This window comes from Nanhaiella sioensis, from assembly GCF_046557775.1.
GTDB lineage: Bacteria > Bacillota > Bacilli > Bacillales > SM2101 > Nanhaiella > Nanhaiella sioensis.
The window spans coordinates 262,812-283,001 of record NZ_JBKAEG010000002.1 but is presented as its reverse complement, the minus strand read 5'-3'; the positions used below and the strand labels follow the sequence as shown (position 1 = coordinate 283,001).

Below are 20,190 nucleotides of genomic sequence, written 5' to 3'. Positions count from 1 at the left end.
AGCCGACAATTTTTCGCGAATGTAAATCCATCACCGATGCTAAATAGCACCATCCGTCTTTCACCGTATGCACATAAGTTATATCAGCTACCCACTTTTCATTAATTGATGAAGTTGAAAAATCCCTTTTCAAGATGTTTTCTCGATTTACAACTTTCTCATTTGAACTAAATGGACGGAATTTCTTTTTAACAATAGAGTGGATATCAGCTTTTTTCATTAAACGTTGGACACGTTTCAAACTGATGTGTATTCCTTCTTCTGTAAGTTGATGGTGAATTTTTGGAGCCCGATAACGTCCTTTACTCTCTTTATGGATGGTTGTCATTCGCTCCACATAAGTGACACTGGATGTTCTGTCGTTTTCTCTTGGACGAAGCCCATTAGCTCGTCTGAATTTACTTTTTCGCGAATATGGCCATAGCCTTTTTTAAGATTTCATTCTCCTCTTGAAGACGAAGCATCTGTTTTTGCATCTTTGAAATATCGTCAGCCGTAAGGCTTGAACCATCTTCTGTTTCAATAGGAAAGAACTTCTTATTCCAATTATAAATAGTTACTTCCGATACGCCATATTCATTACTAAGTTCTTTGACTGAGCTACCAGAACGGTAAAATTCAACGATCATCTTCTTGAAATCTTGAGTATATTTTTTGCCTGTATTTTTGTTTCCCATCCGGACACAACCTTTCTATGTATATTTTAAGTACTTAACGTTTTTGTGTCCATAAAACTATACTAACTCTAATATACATTCCACATTTTAAAATTAAGAAGTAAACACTTTGACATATACACATTAACAATGTCTAATACCTAATCTGTAGTTATAATTGAAATTAAGAATATCTTAAGTAAAAAGTAATGATATTATTATCAATTTAAAAATAAAACAGAGTCTCTCCAATTTAAGAAGAGAAACTGTTTTATAAATTAGAATTAATAAAGTCGAAAGTAACTTTACACTATTAAGTTCAAATATAAAAAAAATTAAACCATTATTATTAATCAACATCATATAATATTATTCTCCTACACTTTGACCCGAAATAATTCATCTAGTTTGTAATTCAGACCTTGTTGGCTCATCTGTTGGATGATTTCCTTATTCTTGTAACCTTTGTGTACTTTGTACCACTATTATAGAAAAGAACAAAGTATACAATAACAATATCTATTTTTAATAGTATTATTAGAAAAATATAGTTGTATATACTATGATTCGTGGAAATGAATATATTAAAAAAGGAAGTGATAGAATGGCTCGTATTAATATTGCTACTGATTGTGAAAATAAAGACGAACTAGAAACTATTAAGAAGGAATTAAAAAAACGGTTAAGCCATAAGAAGGTTAATTGTTTATCTATTGTTGAGGAAGGAAAAGAAAAAGCAGTTAACAAAGGCTGCTTTTTTGTTTATTCAGCTCAATAATCGTGCTTTAAACCTCTGCTTTATGAGAAGTTTTGCTGCATTTCAACGACAGTTTCATATATCCTTACAACTCTGTTTATATCTTCAGGCTCATGTACTTGACTGAAGCAACATATTCAGTTGATAGCCTGATTCCCTTTTGATCTACTAATTTGTATGTTGTTAGGTTCGTTCAGAATTGTCAACATGAAAGAGGTACATGAACTTATACAATGAACAACTTAAGGGAGTTACAGTGTGTAGTAATCGGGGCATTTAATGATGAAGCGACATGTAGGGGTTGAAGAAAAGTGTAGTTTACTTTTCAATCAATATACGGAAAATCCTCGATTTACATCAAATTTATTCCCTATTTTTTAGAGATAAATCCTTTGATTACATCTGTTATATTTTTCTCAAGAAAGATAGTAGATAATAGGATCTTTTTACCAAAAGAGGTTATTTCAACAAATAAAAAGAATCCATATTTATCAAACTATATGGATTCTTTTTATTTGTCTGCTGTATAAGGTATAAAAACGCTATTCAGGATTTTCTGTAATATGTGAACTTCAATTAACTATTTTTTTTCATATTGCTGGCGACTCAATAATTTTAAATTGGATGATATACCTTTATTTATATTGACTTGGGTTTTATTTTTTTATTCGTAATATATTGCTCAATCTGTTTACAAGTATCTTCTTCATGTTTAAGATTGTTGTATAAACATAAAGCTTCAAATTTTGAATCTTTGTACCTCAGGTATTTATAAAAAGCTGAATAAGAATCTAACTGTTTTGACTTCTGTTCGAAAATTTTTAATAAATAATTCTTTGGTTGTAATAAGTTCATGCATTGACTTTTCAAACTCAAGTACCCTTTGTTCAACTATTTTTGCTTTATCGAAAAATTCACCTTTTGCTTTGTTAGCATCTTCATTCAATTTTTACAATTACTTCTGACCAACCAATGATTAATAATCATCCCGATAAAGCAATCATAACTGAGCCAATGGCTATAATGGAGGAATATTTCCTTGAAGTAAATCAATTCTATCATCTTTCATTTCATTCAACTGTTGCATTAATTCTTTTTCAGTAAGCGCATTATTATTAATGCGCTGAATTATTGTTTATAAGTCCTCTTTTGAAATCGACTCTTTATCAAATTTGAGTAATACCTCTTGTAATGCTTGCTTAGTAACATAGGGTTGTTCTTCTACAGATGCACAACTTTTACATGGAATAATAATTAAACATTGAAAATTTTATTCATTTTTTTCCACGGTTTTTTTATTAATTGGTTTAATGGAAATAAACTAGTCATTACGACTTTTTAATTCATTTTCAATATAATCAATTACAAATTGCTGTTTCTCATCTTCACTGGATAGTATCCTTGCGATTGCACTTTTTTCTTTTTTCCATGCCTCCAGAGCTTGTTTCTCTAATTTTTTTACCTCAAGTCGTTTAGATAACAATATAGCAACATCTTGTTTTTGTTGTTCTTTTACTTCTATCATTTTATCTTCTAATTTCTTTTCTAAACTTTCTTCGGAATTCTGCTGTGAACTTTTTAATTCTCCGATATGTTTTTTTAAGTTAGCTTTTTCTTCTCTTTCATGAGCTAACTCTTTTTTTATGTTGGATAATTCTTTATTAACATTTTCATATTCTATCAATTTTGGTGTTAATTCACTTAAGAGTGCCTCTTTATTCAATTTTAAATTAGGTAAGTCCTCCCCCTCTTCTTCTTCAAATATAAACAATCCAGTATTAAAGATTTGAGCAATAATGTTTTCAAGACGTTGTACCTTTTCATCATCTGCTTTTGGATTGGATACATTTGTAGTTTTAGCAGTATTAACTACTTTTCCTCTCATACCAATTAATGTTTGAATACCAGCAACTTTAAATTCATCTTTTAATAGTAAAATCATTTTTAGTTTGACAATAGATAAATAGTTTAAACGGTAACTTGAACTACTTGATGGTGTATCTTCAGTGAGAATGTACTCATACAACGGTTTAAGGTAATATCTAAGCTTGCTATCGCTGATGTTAAACATCTCAGCAGCTTGTACAGTTGAATACCACTTTTTAACTTCAATATATTGAAGGAATTCATCGGATAACAATTCATTATACTCATGTCGCCTTTGTTTTATTTCATGAAATAGCGGATCTTTTTCTAATTCATCAATTAACTTATTTCGCATTTCATCATTTTTATTAAGCTCCTCCATAACCTTCTCCTTTCTATGGCAATATTTTGTGCGGAATTAATTAGCATATTTCCGAAATATACGGAAGTTATGTAAAAGTCTTTTATATTCTGTTATTCGGTAGAGAAAAATACGGATAAATTCCGAAAAAAGTAAAAAGACTTTTCTTTTCTTTTCTTTTTTGCGAGAAAATTATTGTGTTTTTTTCTATTCTTTTTAATTCTACCATATTTTATCCACATATGTGAATATTGTAGCTATTCATATCTTTTCGGAGCTGGATTTATAAGGTCCGAAGGAGAATAAATTGGAAATGTAGTAGGGGGAAGCAAAGAAATAAAAAAGAAAGACCTGAAAGATCTTTCTTTGAAGTGCTTTTATATTTTACTGAAATCTAAATCATCAATATTAACATCATATTCTTCGCTCTTTTCTTGTTCTTGCTTTGGCTCTTCATCAATTTCGATTCCAAATTCCGAGAGGTCAATATCAAAATCATCATCATCTTCTTGTTGATCTATCTGTTGAATGGAGGTTTTTGCGTATACAATTTGTTTTTGTTGCTCCTGGAATTCTTCAAATTCTTTTACCAATCCCTTAGCTAATCGCTTAGGCAAGCCTTCAGTTTTATAAAAAGTGTATACAGTTGCATTGAAGTCGTTCTTTGCTTCGATATATCCAGGGAAAACAGTTCCTGCTAGGGGGAGTGATTCAGATATTTCTACTCTTGCATCATCAACGAATGAACTGCCTATATTACTTGTACCTTTAGATATAACCATCTGGTCGAGTACAGCTAATAAACCTACATGGTGGACTTTTAAAGCCTTCTTTTGACCATCTTCAATAGTTGTTAACTCGATTGCTTCATGAAAACTGCTGTCTGGTATCGCTTTTAAGAACAAATCCTTTACGTCGTTACCATTTTTCACGTTTTTCATTGGTTGTGACAAGCGATTGATTACAAGGCATCCTCTATGTTCCAGTAATGTTCTTCTAAAATCTTGGCTATCTAACGTAATTTCCGTCCCGCCAACTGTTGCTGCAGTGTTTAATTCATGAATTGTCTCACATACTAATTTGTTTGCATAATCACGATAATTATCAACATGAATTTTATCTTTGTCACTTATTGCTTTAAATTGATCGTATATATATTGGTTATCAATAAATAGGGGAAATGCAATACCTTTTGTCTTATCTTGTGATAGCTCCCATATTTTCGTTGCAAAATTATTTACTTGTCTTAAGACATCAGGGCCGTCTGCTCGTAACGGAAGGGTAGTTACAACACCAATTTTTACAAATTTCCGTTCGGCACGCTTTACAGCTTCTTTCATATATTTTTTTAAATTAGTTTTGAAATCTTGTGCAGTAGTTTCTTTTTGGATTTTTAATAGTTCTTCCTTTATTTTTGGCTTATTATTAAACTCGTAAAACTCTTCAATCGCTTTTACAATTGTTGAGGTACCAGTCCCACCTCCAAGGCCAGCAAAGAACAATATTAATTCATCTTCAGGACGAATGCGTTCTTGGATAAACTTTTTCAGCTTTACTTTTGCTTCTTCATTATCTTCAAGGATTTCTAAAGCACGCTCTGGATTTTTCCCTAAACCACCTAAATTAAGAGATTCCCAGTTTGAATTTGGGATATGCTTTAGACCTTCTAGGTCACCAGTATTAGCGTTTAATGCTAAACAATTGTATACTGGTGTGCCGTCTACACGCCTGATACTTGCGAACTCGTCAACCATACGCCCGCCTGCTTGTCCAAAACCTACTAATGTCATGTTAATTGCTGTTTCACTATGAATAAAGCTCTTTGACAATTTAATCACTCTCCCTTTGTAATCTTTTAATTAATACCGACATAACCTGTACCCCACGTTGGGTAAGGAATAGAAATTTAAATGGTGCCTTTTTTTGATAATAAAGTAATGACATATCTAAAAGCTTATCTACTAATCTTTCAGCTGTTTTTCTATGTATGTTTGTTTTTTCTTTTTTGTAAGTATATGATCTGCCTCTAGCTTTTTCATCTCTTGTCGCTCTAACTAATATGAGATTGTCTGTAATGTCTGATACTGTAATACCTGTTAATGATTTCTCTGCTTTTTGATTTTTTAGTTCTTTTCCTATGAATAAAAATAATTCTTGTATGTTTGGGTCTTGTTGAATAATATCAGCAAACATTTCGGTTACTTCAGACGAAAAGGAGACATCTTTATATTTTTGATTTAGGAAGGCATCCAAAAGTTTCCCTCCTTTCTTGTTCCTATATTATTTTCTATATATTACCTCATTTTTCTATAAGTGTCCATAACAAGAGTCTGTATTTAGAATACTTACTTTATTAATCAAATTAAAATCTATTAAACTATTGGTATATAAATCTTTAAATCAAGTTACTATATATAGAGTCTATACGGTATGTTAGATTAATATATTCGTTAATCAATGGTGAGTATCCGCAAAAATTCAAAGAATACTACACTTTTTCGATAAAAATACAATATTTATCTATAAATTATTAAATTATTATAATGCAGTTACTATATATAGACTCCATTCAATATTGTTTATATAGAAAGGTTTAATTTATATTGTAAAATTCTGTTGTTAATATGGAGTCTATAGTTAGATTCCGTATGGAGTTACTCTTCTTAACGTAAGTGTATATTATAAAACTTCTTAAGAAGTTTTTCTTATGGATCAGGCAATACACTACCTGGATTTCTTTTTTATATTTGTTTAAAAAAAATAAAACTTTTTAATATATATTTGAAATTTTCGATGAAGAGTGCCTTTGGTAAAAATTTTCGAAAAACTATCAATGTTTTTTCTGCGCAGATTTTTTCAATTACAATCTTCGGAAATCTATAGTTTTTTCTGTAAAACAGCTTAGATTTGTGCAAATTTACTTAATCATCTTCCGAAGAACTTCCTTAGTGTTTATTAAACTATATTCAAGATAATGAACCACCATATGAACAACTGTGATAGATTATTATGAAGATGCGTATGAAACTTAGCATGAAATATATCTATATAACTCAATATGAAACAGCCTACTACTGGATTAATAGGCAGTTTTTTATGTAAATAATATGTTTCATAGTTTATTTATTACTCTATTTAATAACTGTATTCCTTGGTGTATCAACGTTTGTCATGATTTTTCCTGTTTTGCCTTTTAAGTTTGGTCAAACACAAAAATAGGGGTGCGGAAACCGTAACAATCTATGTCCCCCCGCACTGGTGATTCCGATATCTATTTCCACTTTGGTTTTAATCCTTTAATCTACTTTTAGTCTCCAGCACAAATTGTAGTTTTATGAGTGTCTGCTTTTTGAATAGGAGATTGACAGGGCATGTAACGTATAGATAACAACTTAATTATTAGAGGCGGAAGACGTGATCCATGAGAGCAAGGCCCAGATCAAAAAGCTATATGATGCTGAAAGTGTAAGAAGCATGGTACACAATAATAAAGAAACTGATCATACAATTTTACTTTTACTATACCAACATAGGGCACTTTCTGTTGAACAAGTGTACAAACTAGGATTTTTTAATATGCTTATTAACTCATTGAGAAATCGATTGAGAACGCTTGTTGAAAGGAAGGTACTTAACGTAAATTCTCGGTCGAGTATAAAGAAAGTACCCATACATATGTACTCTCTATCACATTTTGGGTTAAGAATAGTGGTTGATGATGTGCTGAAGGTAAGGGAGTACATTCCCCGTATTGATGAATTCAAGGAACATTACACGTTAAATGACCTTCGTGTGCGTGGGTATCATGATCACTATTTAGAATTGCAGGAGTGGTTGTGCACCTTCCTCACTCTCCAGCCGGACCGACTCCATTGTGAGTGGAGACGTTTTCCACTTTTTGATGATGAAACAATCCCATATCTCCCTGATTGGTTACTTTTTGATAGGAGCGAGAAACTAGAAGCTGAATTGAAGGAGGACTTATCTCATAACACACTCTTATATCCGTACTTTTTTCGGAAGACCTGCTTTGATGATGAGTCACTTGCCCCGCTTTTTAGTATTGAGTGTGATAGGGGTACGATTGGACGAGCTGAGCTGGTGGATAAGTGGGAGCTTTATAGAAAGGCTGCTGGTCAATATCGATTTTTATCAAGGATTATCAGGGAGTCTCAATTATGTAGCTTATTATTTCATTAGTTCATTCTCAATTAAAACTAGTTTTTATTGAGTTAATAACATACCTCTGTTATTAAAAATACACTCCAATCGAATGTATAAAAACCATAAATAATATACATTCATTGTTTTTTTAAAGAAACAGATTTTATTAGAAATATATTCCAAACAATTCTCAAAAAGACAGGGTCAATAGGACAGGGTCAAAAAGACAGAGTAAATGTGTCCTTTTGACCCTGTCCCTCGAGAGACATACTTTTAGTTGATTTTTTCCTATTGTATAGCGCATAATAAAAAAGTAGTAACCCCGACTCTTTTCTGTTTTGAATACCGGAAAATGCAGATTTTTTAACTCAAAATGTAGTTATTTTTCAAGTTCCGATTTGTACTAAAAGAAATAGCATGAATTCTACCTACCAATATCTATCAAACTTCATAATTAAGTAGATATTTATTGTATAATATCATCTTATAGTGGATATTTATACATTCCGTGTAACGATGGGATATTATGGTATGATGACGAGTGTAAAACAACATAAATTTTAATGGGAAGCACCCATAGTAGATTAAAAGAGCTAACATTAAGTCTTTTGGTTTGCTGTGGGTGTTTTTTATTATTCATAGAGGAGGGCATAATATTACGCATTACATTGGAGCAGAATAGGCAAGGTTTGATTTTGAAAGATAGTGATATGGAATTACTGCTTCTACTATTTGAACATCGGTTGTTAACTACTAAGCAGATTCAGTACTACCTTAACATAAGTGATGGAAGTAAATATAGAACACTTACTAGAAGGTTAGGTAAATTTGCTAAGTACAATTTGTTGTGAAAATGAACTATCCATTAGGACAAGATGGTTTCCGCTTTAACTATTTTCACATAGGACGAGAGGGGATTAAATTATTAGTGGAAAATGGGAAACTTCCAGAATCTGTTTTGAAAAATGAAGCGGTTCACAAACTATCAAATATAAAAAATGTTGACCATTATCTTGCAACTCAGGAAGTTGTAATCAAATCATTACTTCAAGTAAAGGAATTAAATAATGTTGTTTCAATACACCCCTATACTCACCCCTTTCACCTTGAAGGTGATGATAAACAATATGTTATACCTGATTGGATACTTAAGAAAAAATAATATGTATGTATATATTGAGTTAGATACTGGAAGTGAAAAGTTGTCAGATATTAAAGTAAAGGTCAAAAGGTATAAGGAATGGGCAAGAATAAGAGCAAATGAACACCATATCGTTATATTCGCAGCTCTAGATAATTCGTTTCTTACTAGATATCCATATGGAGATAAGATTAAAAAGGTAGGAAACATGAAGCAGACTTTATTAGGTATGGTTGGTAATGAAGTTGATAATCTTGACTTGTATGTTGTCCCGCTCCGACATTCGTGGGATGTAATTACTCAGATATTTAAGGGTGATTATCCTTAGGGTTTTGATAAGCGGATAGCTGAAACAGATGTTGCTATTAAGCTGATAAGTGAGTTTAATACTTCTTTCCCGTATAAATTTTCCTTGCTAGAAAATAGTGATGTGTATTTGTCTGATTCTCAAAAGGAGCATTATTGAAGTTATCAATGAGGCGGTAACAGTTGTAGAAACAATAGCTTTGATATACATGGGAGAAGGAGACACGACAAACATTTTTGTTTCTGTGTTACTTTTTAGGATCTTTATCTTTTTACTCATTAAGGTATTATAAGTTCCAAAATAAGCTTGCTTTGGATAATATAACTAGTATGCAATTTAAGGTGAAATATTGAAAAGTAATGAGTAGACGAAAATAGCTGGAAATTAAGAAATCATTCTTCAAGAAGTTGTGTATTTATAACTATTCAAGTTTATCGACTGTTTTAACACATATATTCTGAGGGTATAGATTTTTTCTAGAATTTGAGTATAGGAAATTACATTTAGGAAATTATATTATCAAGGGATTGTATTAATACTTGATGATTGGGAAATCTCCGTTAATACTGACTAACAAAGTCTGATTTTTAAATGCCCTATCTCAGATGGGATTTTCCAAACTCCTATAGAATCAGCAATTATAAGGATTTGTAATCTTTAGTTAAAAAAAGTCCTTGGGATGTCTTTAATAAAAGCACGGGCCATTGTGAGAAAGTAGGGTACTTATCTGTGAGAAAATTTTGATATCCGATGTTCCTTCTTAATCGAGAAGATAGATCCTCAAATTTCTCATTTTGACTTGTCCAATGCTTAGAGCTTAATAATTTTCTAACAACACCTTTTAAAGGTATACATTAATATTCATTTATTAAATATAATGGAGATGATGTACTTTGTCTAAGAATATTGATTTATTTGGATGGGATACTGCGTATGCGATAAGTTTCTATGACGCAAATAAAGCAATTGAAGAGTTAGATTCAACACCACCTAACTTTAATTACAAAACCCTTGATTCAAATGGGGATATAACATCTTCGATTTCTGGAGATTGGGATCATTGGTCTATCTCCACTAAAAGTGATGGGCAAAACCTTGTATTAAGATGTCCCATAAAAGAAGGAGAATTTACTACTCCACTTGAACCTTCACCGATCAATATTAATGATAGCTGGATTGAGGTTGAGGTACAGCTTGCTTTTATAGAATCTGAGGAGAATTTACACATTGATTCTAGGTCCATAGAAGGAACGGGAGATCAATTAAATTTACAGCTTCAGAAAGGTAATATTGTGGTTACAAGTTCATCATTTGATTTTACTTCTTCTACTGATCCTAGTATGATAAAAGTTCTCTGTGAGACTGTGTTTGTAAAATACTTCGAGGATCATATTGACGAATTTAATCATGTATTTTCTATCTTTGTCTTGAATCAACAATCTACAAATAAAGATTATCAATGGTTAAAGCCAACAAATGTTCATTATGCCATTACATCGATTAATAATAGTGAAAATGAAGAAACGAACTTGCGCAAAAGTACATTAGGAGTTATGTGTATGACAGAAGGAAGAGAACCTCCTATCAGTGGGCATGCGATAGATCCTAATATGTTGGAATACTCAGAATCTTCAGCAGCGTTCGCAATATCTGGCCCTCTATTTGTGAAAAAATGGCTTTTGGCTGGAGTTGAACATTTTTTTGATAAAGCTGACATTGATGATTTTAAAATCAAGGATGATTCTGAAGGTTTAACGATATCCAATAATAAAGAAATAATTTGGGATACTTTTGAAAATAGTAAAGGTGGAAAACAGCAGGCAAAGATACCCGCGGAGAGGTTTAGTATGACGTTAACAGGTGAGCAAATCAGCATTGAATTTGATGAGGTGAAATTAGATCCAGATCCTCAATCTCAGACCACAATTATTATGAGTTACTCCGATCAATATCAACTATCAATTAGCACAGGTGTAGATTCTAGTAATAACCTTTATAAGAACAGTTTGCAATTAGATTCTATTGACGACACGGCTAGTCCTAAAATATTTATACCAAGCACTAGTACGACTAATTTTATGAAAGACATTGTGCTTGGAGTAGCAGCGACGACGGCAGGTATATTAGTTGGAGAGTTTGTGGTTGCTGGTATAGGGGCATTGGGTAGTGAGGCAGAGACTGCAGTAGTTGATCAAGTAGACGATACGGTAGATACTGCATTGCAAGATGCAAAAGGAGATAGTGTTACCCTAGAAACAAGCTCAACAGTAAAACAGATGTTGTCTAAAGTACCACAAAATATTATCAACAAAGAAGAAGATTTAACAACATTATTGATAAAAAGTGAAAGTACTGGAGAAGAAAAAACCCTAGAGGTTATAGGTATAGATAGCAATAATAATTTATTGACGACCGACACAGATTCCATGAACAGTTGGAAGGTTACACAATCGGGTAAGATTCAATATACAGGCTTTTGGTATACAGAAGCTGAATTAGGTATATACACAATAAACGGTGAGGACAGTTTGCTTGGTGAAATACCTAGGGCTTTTTCAAAAGAAGAAATAGATAATTTGTCTTTGACTGTTATGTCGGATGATGGGAAAGTTAATGTGAATTGTATTAATTCAAAAGGTCAAGTATTTAATGATGTAAATACCTATCTGGGTGATATAGATGAGTACGGTCAATTCAAAGCTAGACCCCTTGAAGAGACAGGAATTAAATATTTTGACAACACCCTATTCTCAGGAAAAAACCTAATAAGACTAACACAGTATTCTGAAAAAGGTTTAAAAACTTTTAACACAACAAGTACAATCCTAGACGGAAATAATAAAGTAGGAGTTACAATACTTGGTGTTATCAAAGATGAGAGTGGAAACATAACAAAAGTAATTTCGAGTTTAACTGATTTATCAGATATTAGTGAAGATGCTGAAGCAATTCGTGAATTAATGCCTGAGAATTATACTAATGATGAATTATCATCTCTACCTACAATAAAAAGGACAGAAGGAGTAAGCATCATGAAAGCATCGAAGTCAGGATATTCATCAACGTCCGAGATATACGGTATAGCTTCTGATGGAACCGTGATAGGAAGAGTAGGTAACATTGCAGGAACAATTGATGAAAATCTAAAATTTGTAACAGAGCCATTCACTAATAGATATGAATCAGGATTTATCTTATTCGATGGAACTTCTGAACAAGAAATAAAATCCTTGTTGTATTCAAATACCCAAATAACTTTAGTAGATGTACAAGCAGAAGCCTTAGAAACAGAGATAACACCTTTGATCTCGGAGACAACACCAGAAAACCTTACTCAATCCTCGACAATAAATCTTAAAAATTTTAGACTAAAGTTATACGGAGGTTTATATAGTTCTGTTATTGGAGGAATTACCATTGCAGATCTCATAGTTCCATATATTCAAGATAAGTTAAATAAAGGTGAAAACAGTAAAGTTCCTTCTTTAGATGAATTTGGACAAAACTGTTTAAGTTCAGTAAAATGGCCAAACTCTGGAGGGTTTGAATTACAAACTGTCTCATTAAATTCCTGTCTTCTTTTAGGTGGAGACCTTCTTCCAGAAGTTATGGATAACAGACACTAACCTATGAAGAGCATTGATCGACTACACTTTATTAGTGTTAAGCCAGAAGAGGGAAGAGTAATTGAGAAAGTAGTCCCTGTTTATCAACAATTGATAGTGCAACCGAAATTAATCGTTTTTGCAAGTGCCTATGAAGGTGCAGGACCATCTTCATTTAGAGTATCTTGCTCAACTACAATTACATGTAGGTCTCATTGAAAGCCCATTTAGTGAGGCGTATTGGTTTGAAGCTATCAATGGATATTCCAGAGTTACAGATGATTGGAACAGTTGGTTCTCAAGAATAGATAACGATGAAAAGATTACAAAAGGGGGAGATATTGAGGCTGACAAGATTACATACGACATCCAAAAGACTATTTAACGGGTTGGGGTTTATTTAAGACGGCACACCTAATTGGTTACTCAAGGCAAATCCCCATCGTTATCTATGATATGTCTCATGACTTAGGTAATGAACATGAAAAAATTATCTTAAGAGCAGATAACATTTTTATTACTTCTACATTTGACCGAGTAAGAGTAAATAGGATAGATGAGTAATATATCTGTTTTAGAGAAGAAATTTCTCCTAAAATTTTCGTTATTATTGAATTTCACTACCAAATATTTGAAAAAGAAACATGAAATATCAGTTAAAGAATCTATAAATATTCAAGGTGAAGCTTTTCATTTTCCTTATGTTCACAAAATGACAACTTCTTTGATAGATTGTAGATCAATCGGGAGATATATAAAGCAAGAAAACTCTATAGGACAAGAATTATACAAAACTATGGAGGAATTGTCTGAAATAGTTCTTGGAAAAGAACTTTTATCTGAATTGAAACCTAGCATGAAATGTAGAAAGTGGGAATTATTAAGGAAAAAAACAAATTGGGGTAGAGGGAGCTAAGCTAAAAGTATGTATGGGTAATTTTGGGAATTCAATTATTTCTGATGGTTACAAATTGTATGTTTCAGAAGATAATATTATTACTGCTTACGATCTAGATAAGAACTTGTTGTATTATGTTGTAATGGATTCTAAAAAACTTATTTGCAGCCCACAGTTCAATAAGGTTATTATCATATCAAATTCCATACTTGCTTATTCAACTTCTTCATTAAACTCTACAAAATGGGAAGCACCAATAAGTAGTACTTCTTCGGTTGAGATAGTTAGACATAAGGAAACTAATATAAAAGAATTCTTGTCTTATTTCATTTGTAACAAAATGATTAGTGAGTCGATTATCCGGTTCTTCAGAAATGAAAAATGGAACTATTTCTATTTTACATATTCAGAATTACTGAGGGCTGCTATCAGTCAGTTTTTTGTTTGCAATTGGAATACAATAGCGAATTTCTAAGGGTGTTCGCCTTCATTCTCCTTGTGAAAGGAGGTCATACCTATGTTAACTACATTTGAATGGATAATGATCATGATTGCTTTTGCGACATTAGTTGTAGCGATCCTTTCATTTCTGCATAAAAATAAACTGCCCTTAATGGAATAAAATGTACCCTATAGAGTAGACACTTTAAAAAAGCCTCCCTATAGGGTACATTTTTGTATTTGGATTACATCAATCTATGTCTAGAAGAGGAAACTGTTGGGATAATGCTCCTCAAGAATCCTTCTTTGGACATTTTAAGGATGAGGCTTATATTAAACCATGTACGACACTAAACGAACTAAAACTTGAAATTAAGCAATATATGATTTATTACAATAAATACAGATATCAATGGAATTTAAAGAAGATGACCCCTGTTCAATACGAGGGCACAGAAAAAGTCCAATATTTAATAAAGGTAGTTGAAGTTCAATCAAATGAACTTTCAACTGCCTTTTTACTTTATAATATTGTTATCAAATGTATGTAGGTGGTATCCAATGATTTCTGATCAAGAATCTCTCAACTTTAGCCCATTCATGGCTATATACGATATGGTTGTACCAAAAGATAATATGCTTCGTAAAATTAATGAGCTTGTAGATTTTACTTTCATACTAGAAGAATTAAAATCAAAATATTGTCTGGATAATGGTCGCAATGCAGTTTCTCCAATTCGCATGTTCAAATATTTACTTCTTAAATCAATCTATGATTTGTCAGATGTAGATGTTATAGAACGTTCAAAATACGATATGTCATTTAAATATTTTCTCGACATGGCTCCAGAGGATTCAGTGATTGACCCGAGCACTTTAACCAAATTCCGAAAACTCCGTCTTCAAGATGTGGGTCCATTAGATATGCTTATTGGCAAAACCGTTGAGATTGCTTTAGAAAAAGAGATCATTAAGAGTAAAACAGTTATTGTGGATGCAACACATATAAAAGCTCGTTATAATCAAAAATCACCGAGAGAGTTTTTACAAGAAAAATCAAAAAATGCCCGAAAAGCAGTATATCAAGTAGATGGATCAATGAGAGAAAAATTCCCACCAAAAACGAACTCTAAAGAAATGAATGATGAATTGGATTATTGTCGTCAAGTCATTACAGTTATTGAAGCTGAGCCACAAATCTCTGAGATTCCTGCTGTCAAAGAAAAATTAAACGTACTAAAAGAAGTTGTAGAAGATTATGCAAAACAACTAAGTTATTCAAATGATCCAGATGCACGTGTCGGACACAAAACAGCTGATTCTTCTTTCTTTGGATTTAAAACACATATAGCCATGAGTGATGAACGGATTATTATAGGGGCGATTGTTACTACTGGTGAGAAAAGTGATGGGAAATACTTGAAAGAATTAGTTGAGAAAAGTAAAGAAGCAGGAATGACAATTGATAGAATCATTGGTGATACAGCTTATTCGGAAAAAGATAATATTCAATATGCAAAAAAAGAAGAACTTCAACTAGTAGCCAAACTGAACCCTCTGATCACACAAGGTCGACGTGCGAAAGAAGATGAATTTGAGTTTAATAAAGATGCAGGTATGTATGTTTGTAAAGCAGGGCACATGGCAATACGAAAAGCAAGAACAGGAAAGAAAGGTCAAAATGAAAATCAAAAGGATACGTATTACTTTGACATTGAAAAGTGTAAAGTATGTCCTTTCCGTGAGGGTTGTTATAGAGAAGAGGCAAAAAGTAAAACCTATTCTGTTTCAATAAAGTCCACTGAACATAAGGAACAGGAAACATTTCAAAACAGTGAAGAATTTAAAGAACTGGCACGCTCTCGTTATAAAATTGAAGCAAAGAATAGTGAGTTAAAACATAGACACGGGTATGAAACGGCTTCATCTGCGGGTTTATTAGGTATGGAAATGCAAGGAGCTACAGCGATATTTGCAGTTAATCTCAAGCGAATCCTTAAACTTCTTAGTGAAAAAGAATAAAAATAGAAAAGGTAAAAGGCAATTTACGTTTAAAACTAGATAGTAAATTGCCTTTTTTGTATTGAGTTGAGATTATAAAAATAAAAAACGTAAGTTTTTCAGTGCCCTCGTTCAATACAGAGATCACCTTCTTAATGTAGCCTAGGCTTTTTTTAAAATGTCCTTTACAAAGGGTACACTTTAAATAGGGGTGCGGTCTTTCTTATTGTATGCAGTTACTCTTTGTCTATGATTAGAATATTATAATTGCTTATTTATATGACATACTTATCATACTTTTTTGCAAGTCTGTTTCTTCATCATTGTTTTTATCTAAAGATATTTGTAGAAATATTTTTTTATCTCCTCTGAGTTTAGGATCAGGAATCAACATAGACAAAATATGAACGACTAAGTCGCCACTTTCACTTGAGAATATTTTTTCAAATAATCTATTGCACTCCCGTTCTATTCTTGAAGGATCAGCCTCTGAAGAAAAGTTATATGATGAATCTATAACTACAACCTCAGGTTGATCAGGAGCAGGAACAAGGGAGGCAAGCATATTGAAATAAGCTTCAATATCATCAAGTTCATATTTTATTTGTATCCAACTATTTTCGAGCGATACATTTGTTGATGCTAAAGAATTTTGGAAAGTCCCCCCTATGATAGGGCAATTAAAAATCAGGCTTTGTTGGTCACTCCTAGTCGAGACTTCCCAATCACCATAGCTTCCCATTAAAGAGTAAACATCACCACGATCCTCATCAAAGCGTGGGTAACTAAAACCTGTTGGAGAATAATATCCTTCTCTGATTTCTTTATTAAGATTAAATAAACTCATTATACAGATATTTTTATCTTCAACCATCTAATATTCCTCCTTAACTCGTATAGTTTTCTTTTGATAGCATTTAACTCTTATAAACAGCTGTGTTTCCATGCTCAAATATGACAATTGAAGGGAAAAGTTAAATATCACATGGACATCATAGTCGTGCAATTTAATTTCTAACTTAACGAGACATTTTATAATTTCTATAGGAATTAGAAGTTATAAAATAGTATTAGTAAAATCCCATATAATATAATTCCCTGAAAGTAATATCCTATACTCAAAATCTTATGATGAAATGTATATGTATACTCTATTCAATACTACGGTATGCACGATTTTATGCATTGATGTTATATCAAGGTTTTCAAGTAGTATGAAAAAACATATTTCATAAAATGTTTGCATAAAAGTTCACTAAATACCTCTATCTCTCTATTCAAATTTATGAGAAAATCAGAGAATGTGAAAGGGATTACATACATTGGAAGAATATAAAAGAATAACTGGTGAAATATTCAATAATAGTTTATTTAGAATCAATAGTTGAATATGGCGATAGAAACAAGTAAAAAGAAGTTAAACTAGCAAAACAACTTCTACAAGTGATTTACAATGATGTGAATAAACTCCTAAGAACGGTCGATCGAATAAGTGCTAACTTAAAGTAACTGTATGATTATGGTGGTTAGTTATTATCAAATACTTCAGCCTTTAACTGATATGTATTTTGGGATTCAATTGGCAATCTGATTCTTAAAGCCATGGTAAGTTAATATGAAATTAAAGGATTGGCAATTCAAAGAGTTAGAGGAAGCATTCCAAACGCATATGACCGTAATATTTTAACAAGTAAAAAGTGGTTAGAAAAAGCGAAGAAGAAAGAAAACACTCTCGATGAAGCAATATTTTTAAATACGGTTATTGTCGATCGAGCATTTAAATAATGCATACAAAAATCTCCCTAGCAGACACCAAAAGGTGAGGGAGTACATATTTAATATTCAATGCGTGATGATGTATATTCATTTCCCTATACAAAGCCTTGCTCTATACAGAGTGAGGCTTATCTACTTTGTTCTCTGACATAATTCTTTATTAAACGAGTATAAAAAGGGATTCTTAGGGAATTATAATGTTAAGGATTGTATTAATACTTAAAATATAATTTTTAATACAAGGGGCCGCTTTACACATGTGTATTATCATGTCAATCTCCTTCATTGTAAACTTTTCCATGTTTAGAAAGTGAAAAACCACCTCATTGTAAAATGCACGGCCCCTTCATTTAGAAATTATGTATAACGTTTTAAGTGAGGTGCGTGGTATCCACCCGCATGATATGGCCCTCATCTATTGCGTTGGCAATGAGCCCTGTTCAATGAACATGGTTAATATTCATAAAGATAGAATATAGAAAAGCAGTTATTACATACCTTTATAATACGGTGTGATCCCCTGCTGCACACCAACCCATCTAACTCCCTATCAATTAAAGCAGATAGGGAGTGCATATTTTGCAAATCATTCAAATCTAGCCGTAATTCCTCATATATAGAGTAGGAACTTTTTTTATCTTGCATTTATCTATCATATAGTACGTAAAGGAAAAGATAATTTTGTCTTAGGGCGTTCTAGTAGCACTAATTAACTCAATGATAGTCGTATGTAAACCCTCCCTGATTATTCGTTCAAGAAAGGAAAGGAAGGGAGGAAAGAGTGATTTAAAGGGTTTGCTTTATTTTATGTAAGTTACTTTAGTTAAGTTTGTATTAATGTGATAGGTCAAATAATTCCTTTTAATCGACATAATGGACATTGTGTTAAATAGTTTTTTGATTTAGAATTACAAAACTGGATCAAATTAATACTTAATTATATTTTTCTTACACAAGATAATTAATTTATGTAGATAATAGTGAAATTATAATAAAGGAGAATCAGTTATGAGTGATTATGGCCTACCTGACTTAAAAGAAACCGGTATTCAAGTTTATGGTCTTACAACAGAATCTTGTTCTATTTGTAATTTTTTTGATGTTAACAAAGAACTAGATAAAATTAAACAAGAATTTGTTCCGTTTGAAACTATAACATATAATGTCAAGCCCAAATTTACCATAGATGATTTTAAAATTGACTATTTTTATCCAGCAGTAATTATATTTAAGAACGGAAATCCTGTTGAAAAAATAGAGAAGTTTAATCCGTCATCGATAGATCATCTTCGAAGCTTAATTTCCAAACATCTTTACGGAGTTTCGTTTATGAATAGGAAATTCAATGATTATTGAGTCAATTAGTTCCAGTTCTCCAGAAATGAAAAATTGGAACTTTTGTAATTTAAAATAACATGCAAAGTGGGACAAATTACAACAATATAGGTAACTATGGTATAAATGGAATAAAATAAATAATTTATAAGGGTTGTCGGCTTTATTCTTTGAAAAGGGGTGGGGCCTATAATGGTATTTAACCGTTAATTTTGCAATCACATTTGGCGGGCTGATTAGTTTATATATATAGTTTTTTCCAGTCGAAGAACTTATTTTTATAAATGGAAATGTCAAAGGAAGAATACCTAATGTTGCAACTAACTGTTGAGGACAAGCACGCAAGAAATGATAGTGATGCTACGGAACTAGTGAATAAAATCAATTAGAAGCTACCTGTAAAAGGTAGCTTCCAATTGATTTTATCTTACAAATTTGGATGTTTTACTTTTGCCTAGTTTATAACTATATCCATTAATTTCTTCTTTTGTCCGGGTCGAGTTTCTGTAAAATGTCCTATAGCTCTTGTGTTTCTTCATCTATGCGTTTTTGAAATTGTTCATCAATTATATCTACTTCATCAGTTTCACCAAGCAAGTAATTTTTATAAACACTGAATAACTTAGCTAAATCATCAAGTAAAGGAAAAGATGGATTTCTGTCACCTTTCTCAGTTTTGGAGATAACTTACAGTGTTACATAACCTAATTTATCACTCATTTGTTGATGTGAATATCCTCTAGCTAGTCTTAATTCTCTAATTCTTTCACCACTTACTATACTTTTCATACTTATTCCTTCCCTAGCTATTGGTTTATTGATGCTGTTGTTTAAAACGGAGAATCAACAAAAATAGTCGTTATCAGGGTACATTGAGTATCG

General features: G+C 32.0%; 16 protein-coding genes and 2 pseudogenes. 12 read left to right on the top strand and 6 right to left on the bottom strand.

Translation table 11 applies throughout. The annotated features are described in order from the left end of the window. A pseudogene (locus V1503_RS24740) lies at window positions 1–677 on the bottom strand (IS3 family transposase); the annotation flags it as partial. 583 nt (window positions 678–1,260) lie between these two features. Here V1503_RS24740 and V1503_RS24735 point away from each other — a divergent pair. After that, entirely contained in the window at window positions 1,261–1,434 is a 174-nt protein-coding gene (locus tag V1503_RS24735; protein ID WP_410629945.1) for a hypothetical protein, read from the top strand. A gap of 748 nt (window positions 1,435–2,182) precedes the next feature. Here the strand turns inward: V1503_RS24735 and V1503_RS24730 are convergent. The 4 genes from V1503_RS24730 to V1503_RS24715 all read right to left on the bottom strand — a co-directional run bounded on the left by V1503_RS24730 (window position 2,183) and on the right by V1503_RS24715 (window position 5,893). Further along, complete coding sequence (locus V1503_RS24730; RefSeq protein ID WP_410629943.1) at window positions 2,183–2,359, bottom strand: hypothetical protein; 177 nt, start codon at window positions 2,357–2,359, stop codon at window positions 2,183–2,185. 375 nt (window positions 2,360–2,734) lie between these two features. Further along, complete coding sequence (locus V1503_RS24725) at window positions 2,735–3,661, bottom strand: hypothetical protein (RefSeq protein WP_410629942.1); 927 nt, start codon at window positions 3,659–3,661, stop codon at window positions 2,735–2,737. 356 nt (window positions 3,662–4,017) lie between these two features. Further along, entirely contained in the window at window positions 4,018–5,469 is a 1,452-nt protein-coding gene (locus V1503_RS24720) for an FtsZ/tubulin family protein (protein ID WP_410629940.1), read from the bottom strand. A gap of 1 nt (window position 5,470) precedes the next feature. Further along, window positions 5,471–5,893 (bottom strand): hypothetical protein, encoded by a 423-nt coding sequence (locus V1503_RS24715; protein ID WP_410629938.1) that lies wholly within the window; start codon window positions 5,891–5,893, stop codon window positions 5,471–5,473. 1,221 nt (window positions 5,894–7,114) lie between these two features. Between V1503_RS24715 and V1503_RS24710 the strand changes: the two genes are divergently transcribed. From V1503_RS24710 to V1503_RS24670, 9 genes and pseudogenes are all read left to right on the top strand, one after another. After that, entirely contained in the window at window positions 7,115–7,840 is a 726-nt protein-coding gene (locus V1503_RS24710) for a replication-relaxation family protein (RefSeq protein ID WP_410629936.1), read from the top strand. Between the two features lie 892 nt (window positions 7,841–8,732). Further along, a complete protein-coding gene (locus V1503_RS24705) occupies window positions 8,733–8,966 on the top strand; it encodes a hypothetical protein (protein ID WP_410629934.1) in 234 nt (77 codons plus the stop codon). After that, the gene (locus tag V1503_RS24700; RefSeq protein WP_410629932.1) at window positions 8,932–9,273 is read left to right on the top strand and encodes a hypothetical protein; all 342 of its coding nucleotides are present in this window, start codon (window positions 8,932–8,934) and stop codon (window positions 9,271–9,273) included. The genes V1503_RS24705 and V1503_RS24700 overlap by 35 nt, the downstream gene beginning before the upstream one ends. A gap of 872 nt (window positions 9,274–10,145) precedes the next feature. Further along, the gene (locus V1503_RS24695; RefSeq protein ID WP_410629930.1) at window positions 10,146–12,878 is read left to right on the top strand and encodes a TULIP family P47-like protein; all 2,733 of its coding nucleotides are present in this window, start codon (window positions 10,146–10,148) and stop codon (window positions 12,876–12,878) included. Window positions 12,879–13,014: 136 nt separating this feature from the next. Then, window positions 13,015–13,242 carry a hypothetical protein gene (locus V1503_RS24690; RefSeq protein ID WP_410629929.1) on the top strand — a complete coding sequence of 76 codons (228 nt, stop codon included), beginning with the start codon at window positions 13,015–13,017 and terminating at the stop codon, window positions 13,240–13,242. 171 nt (window positions 13,243–13,413) lie between these two features. Then, window positions 13,414–13,773, top strand: a complete 360-nt coding sequence (locus V1503_RS24685; RefSeq protein WP_410629927.1) for a hypothetical protein — start codon at window positions 13,414–13,416, stop codon at window positions 13,771–13,773. 499 nt (window positions 13,774–14,272) lie between these two features. After that, entirely contained in the window at window positions 14,273–14,377 is a 105-nt protein-coding gene (locus V1503_RS24680) for a putative holin-like toxin (protein WP_410629926.1), read from the top strand. 61 nt (window positions 14,378–14,438) lie between these two features. Beyond that, window positions 14,439–14,642: pseudogene (locus V1503_RS24675) on the top strand (IS3 family transposase); the annotation flags it as partial. Between the two features lie 115 nt (window positions 14,643–14,757). Next, window positions 14,758–16,218 (top strand): IS1182 family transposase, encoded by a 1,461-nt coding sequence (locus V1503_RS24670; protein ID WP_410629924.1) that lies wholly within the window; start codon window positions 14,758–14,760, stop codon window positions 16,216–16,218. 250 nt (window positions 16,219–16,468) lie between these two features. Here V1503_RS24670 and V1503_RS24665 read toward each other — a convergent pair whose 3' ends face one another. Next, window positions 16,469–17,071: a hypothetical protein gene (locus V1503_RS24665; protein WP_410629922.1), complete on the bottom strand. Its 603-nt coding sequence runs from the start codon at window positions 17,069–17,071 to the stop codon at window positions 16,469–16,471. 755 nt (window positions 17,072–17,826) lie between these two features. On the opposite strand from V1503_RS24665, the gene V1503_RS24660 reads away from it, so the two are divergent. Then, on the top strand, window positions 17,827–17,982 hold the full coding sequence (locus V1503_RS24660; RefSeq protein ID WP_410629921.1) for a hypothetical protein: 156 nt from the start codon (window positions 17,827–17,829) through the stop codon (window positions 17,980–17,982). 999 nt (window positions 17,983–18,981) lie between these two features. Further along, a complete protein-coding gene (locus V1503_RS24655; RefSeq protein ID WP_410629919.1) occupies window positions 18,982–19,329 on the top strand; it encodes a hypothetical protein in 348 nt (115 codons plus the stop codon). The last annotated feature ends 861 nt before the right edge of the window (window positions 19,330–20,190 follow it).

What these genes read in the sequence shown, in the direction of transcription:
- V1503_RS24735 (WP_410629945.1), top strand. Translation starts at nt 1,261, where the DNA reads ATGGCTCGTATTAATATTGCTACTGATTGTGAAAATAAAGACGAACTA.
- V1503_RS24725 (WP_410629942.1), bottom strand. Translation starts at nt 3,661, where the DNA reads ATGGAGGAGCTTAATAAAAATGATGAAATGCGAAATAAGTTAATTGAT.
- V1503_RS24710 (WP_410629936.1), top strand. Translation starts at nt 7,115, where the DNA reads ATGGTACACAATAATAAAGAAACTGATCATACAATTTTACTTTTACTA.
- V1503_RS24700 (WP_410629932.1), top strand. Translation starts at nt 8,932, where the DNA reads ATGTTATACCTGATTGGATACTTAAGAAAAAATAATATGTATGTATAT.
- V1503_RS24685 (WP_410629927.1), top strand. Translation starts at nt 13,414, where the DNA reads ATGAGTAATATATCTGTTTTAGAGAAGAAATTTCTCCTAAAATTTTCG.
- V1503_RS24680 (WP_410629926.1), top strand. Translation starts at nt 14,273, where the DNA reads ATGTTAACTACATTTGAATGGATAATGATCATGATTGCTTTTGCGACA.
- V1503_RS24670 (WP_410629924.1), top strand. Translation starts at nt 14,758, where the DNA reads ATGATTTCTGATCAAGAATCTCTCAACTTTAGCCCATTCATGGCTATA.
- V1503_RS24665 (WP_410629922.1), bottom strand. Translation starts at nt 17,071, where the DNA reads ATGGTTGAAGATAAAAATATCTGTATAATGAGTTTATTTAATCTTAAT.
- V1503_RS24655 (WP_410629919.1), top strand. Translation starts at nt 18,982, where the DNA reads ATGAGTGATTATGGCCTACCTGACTTAAAAGAAACCGGTATTCAAGTT.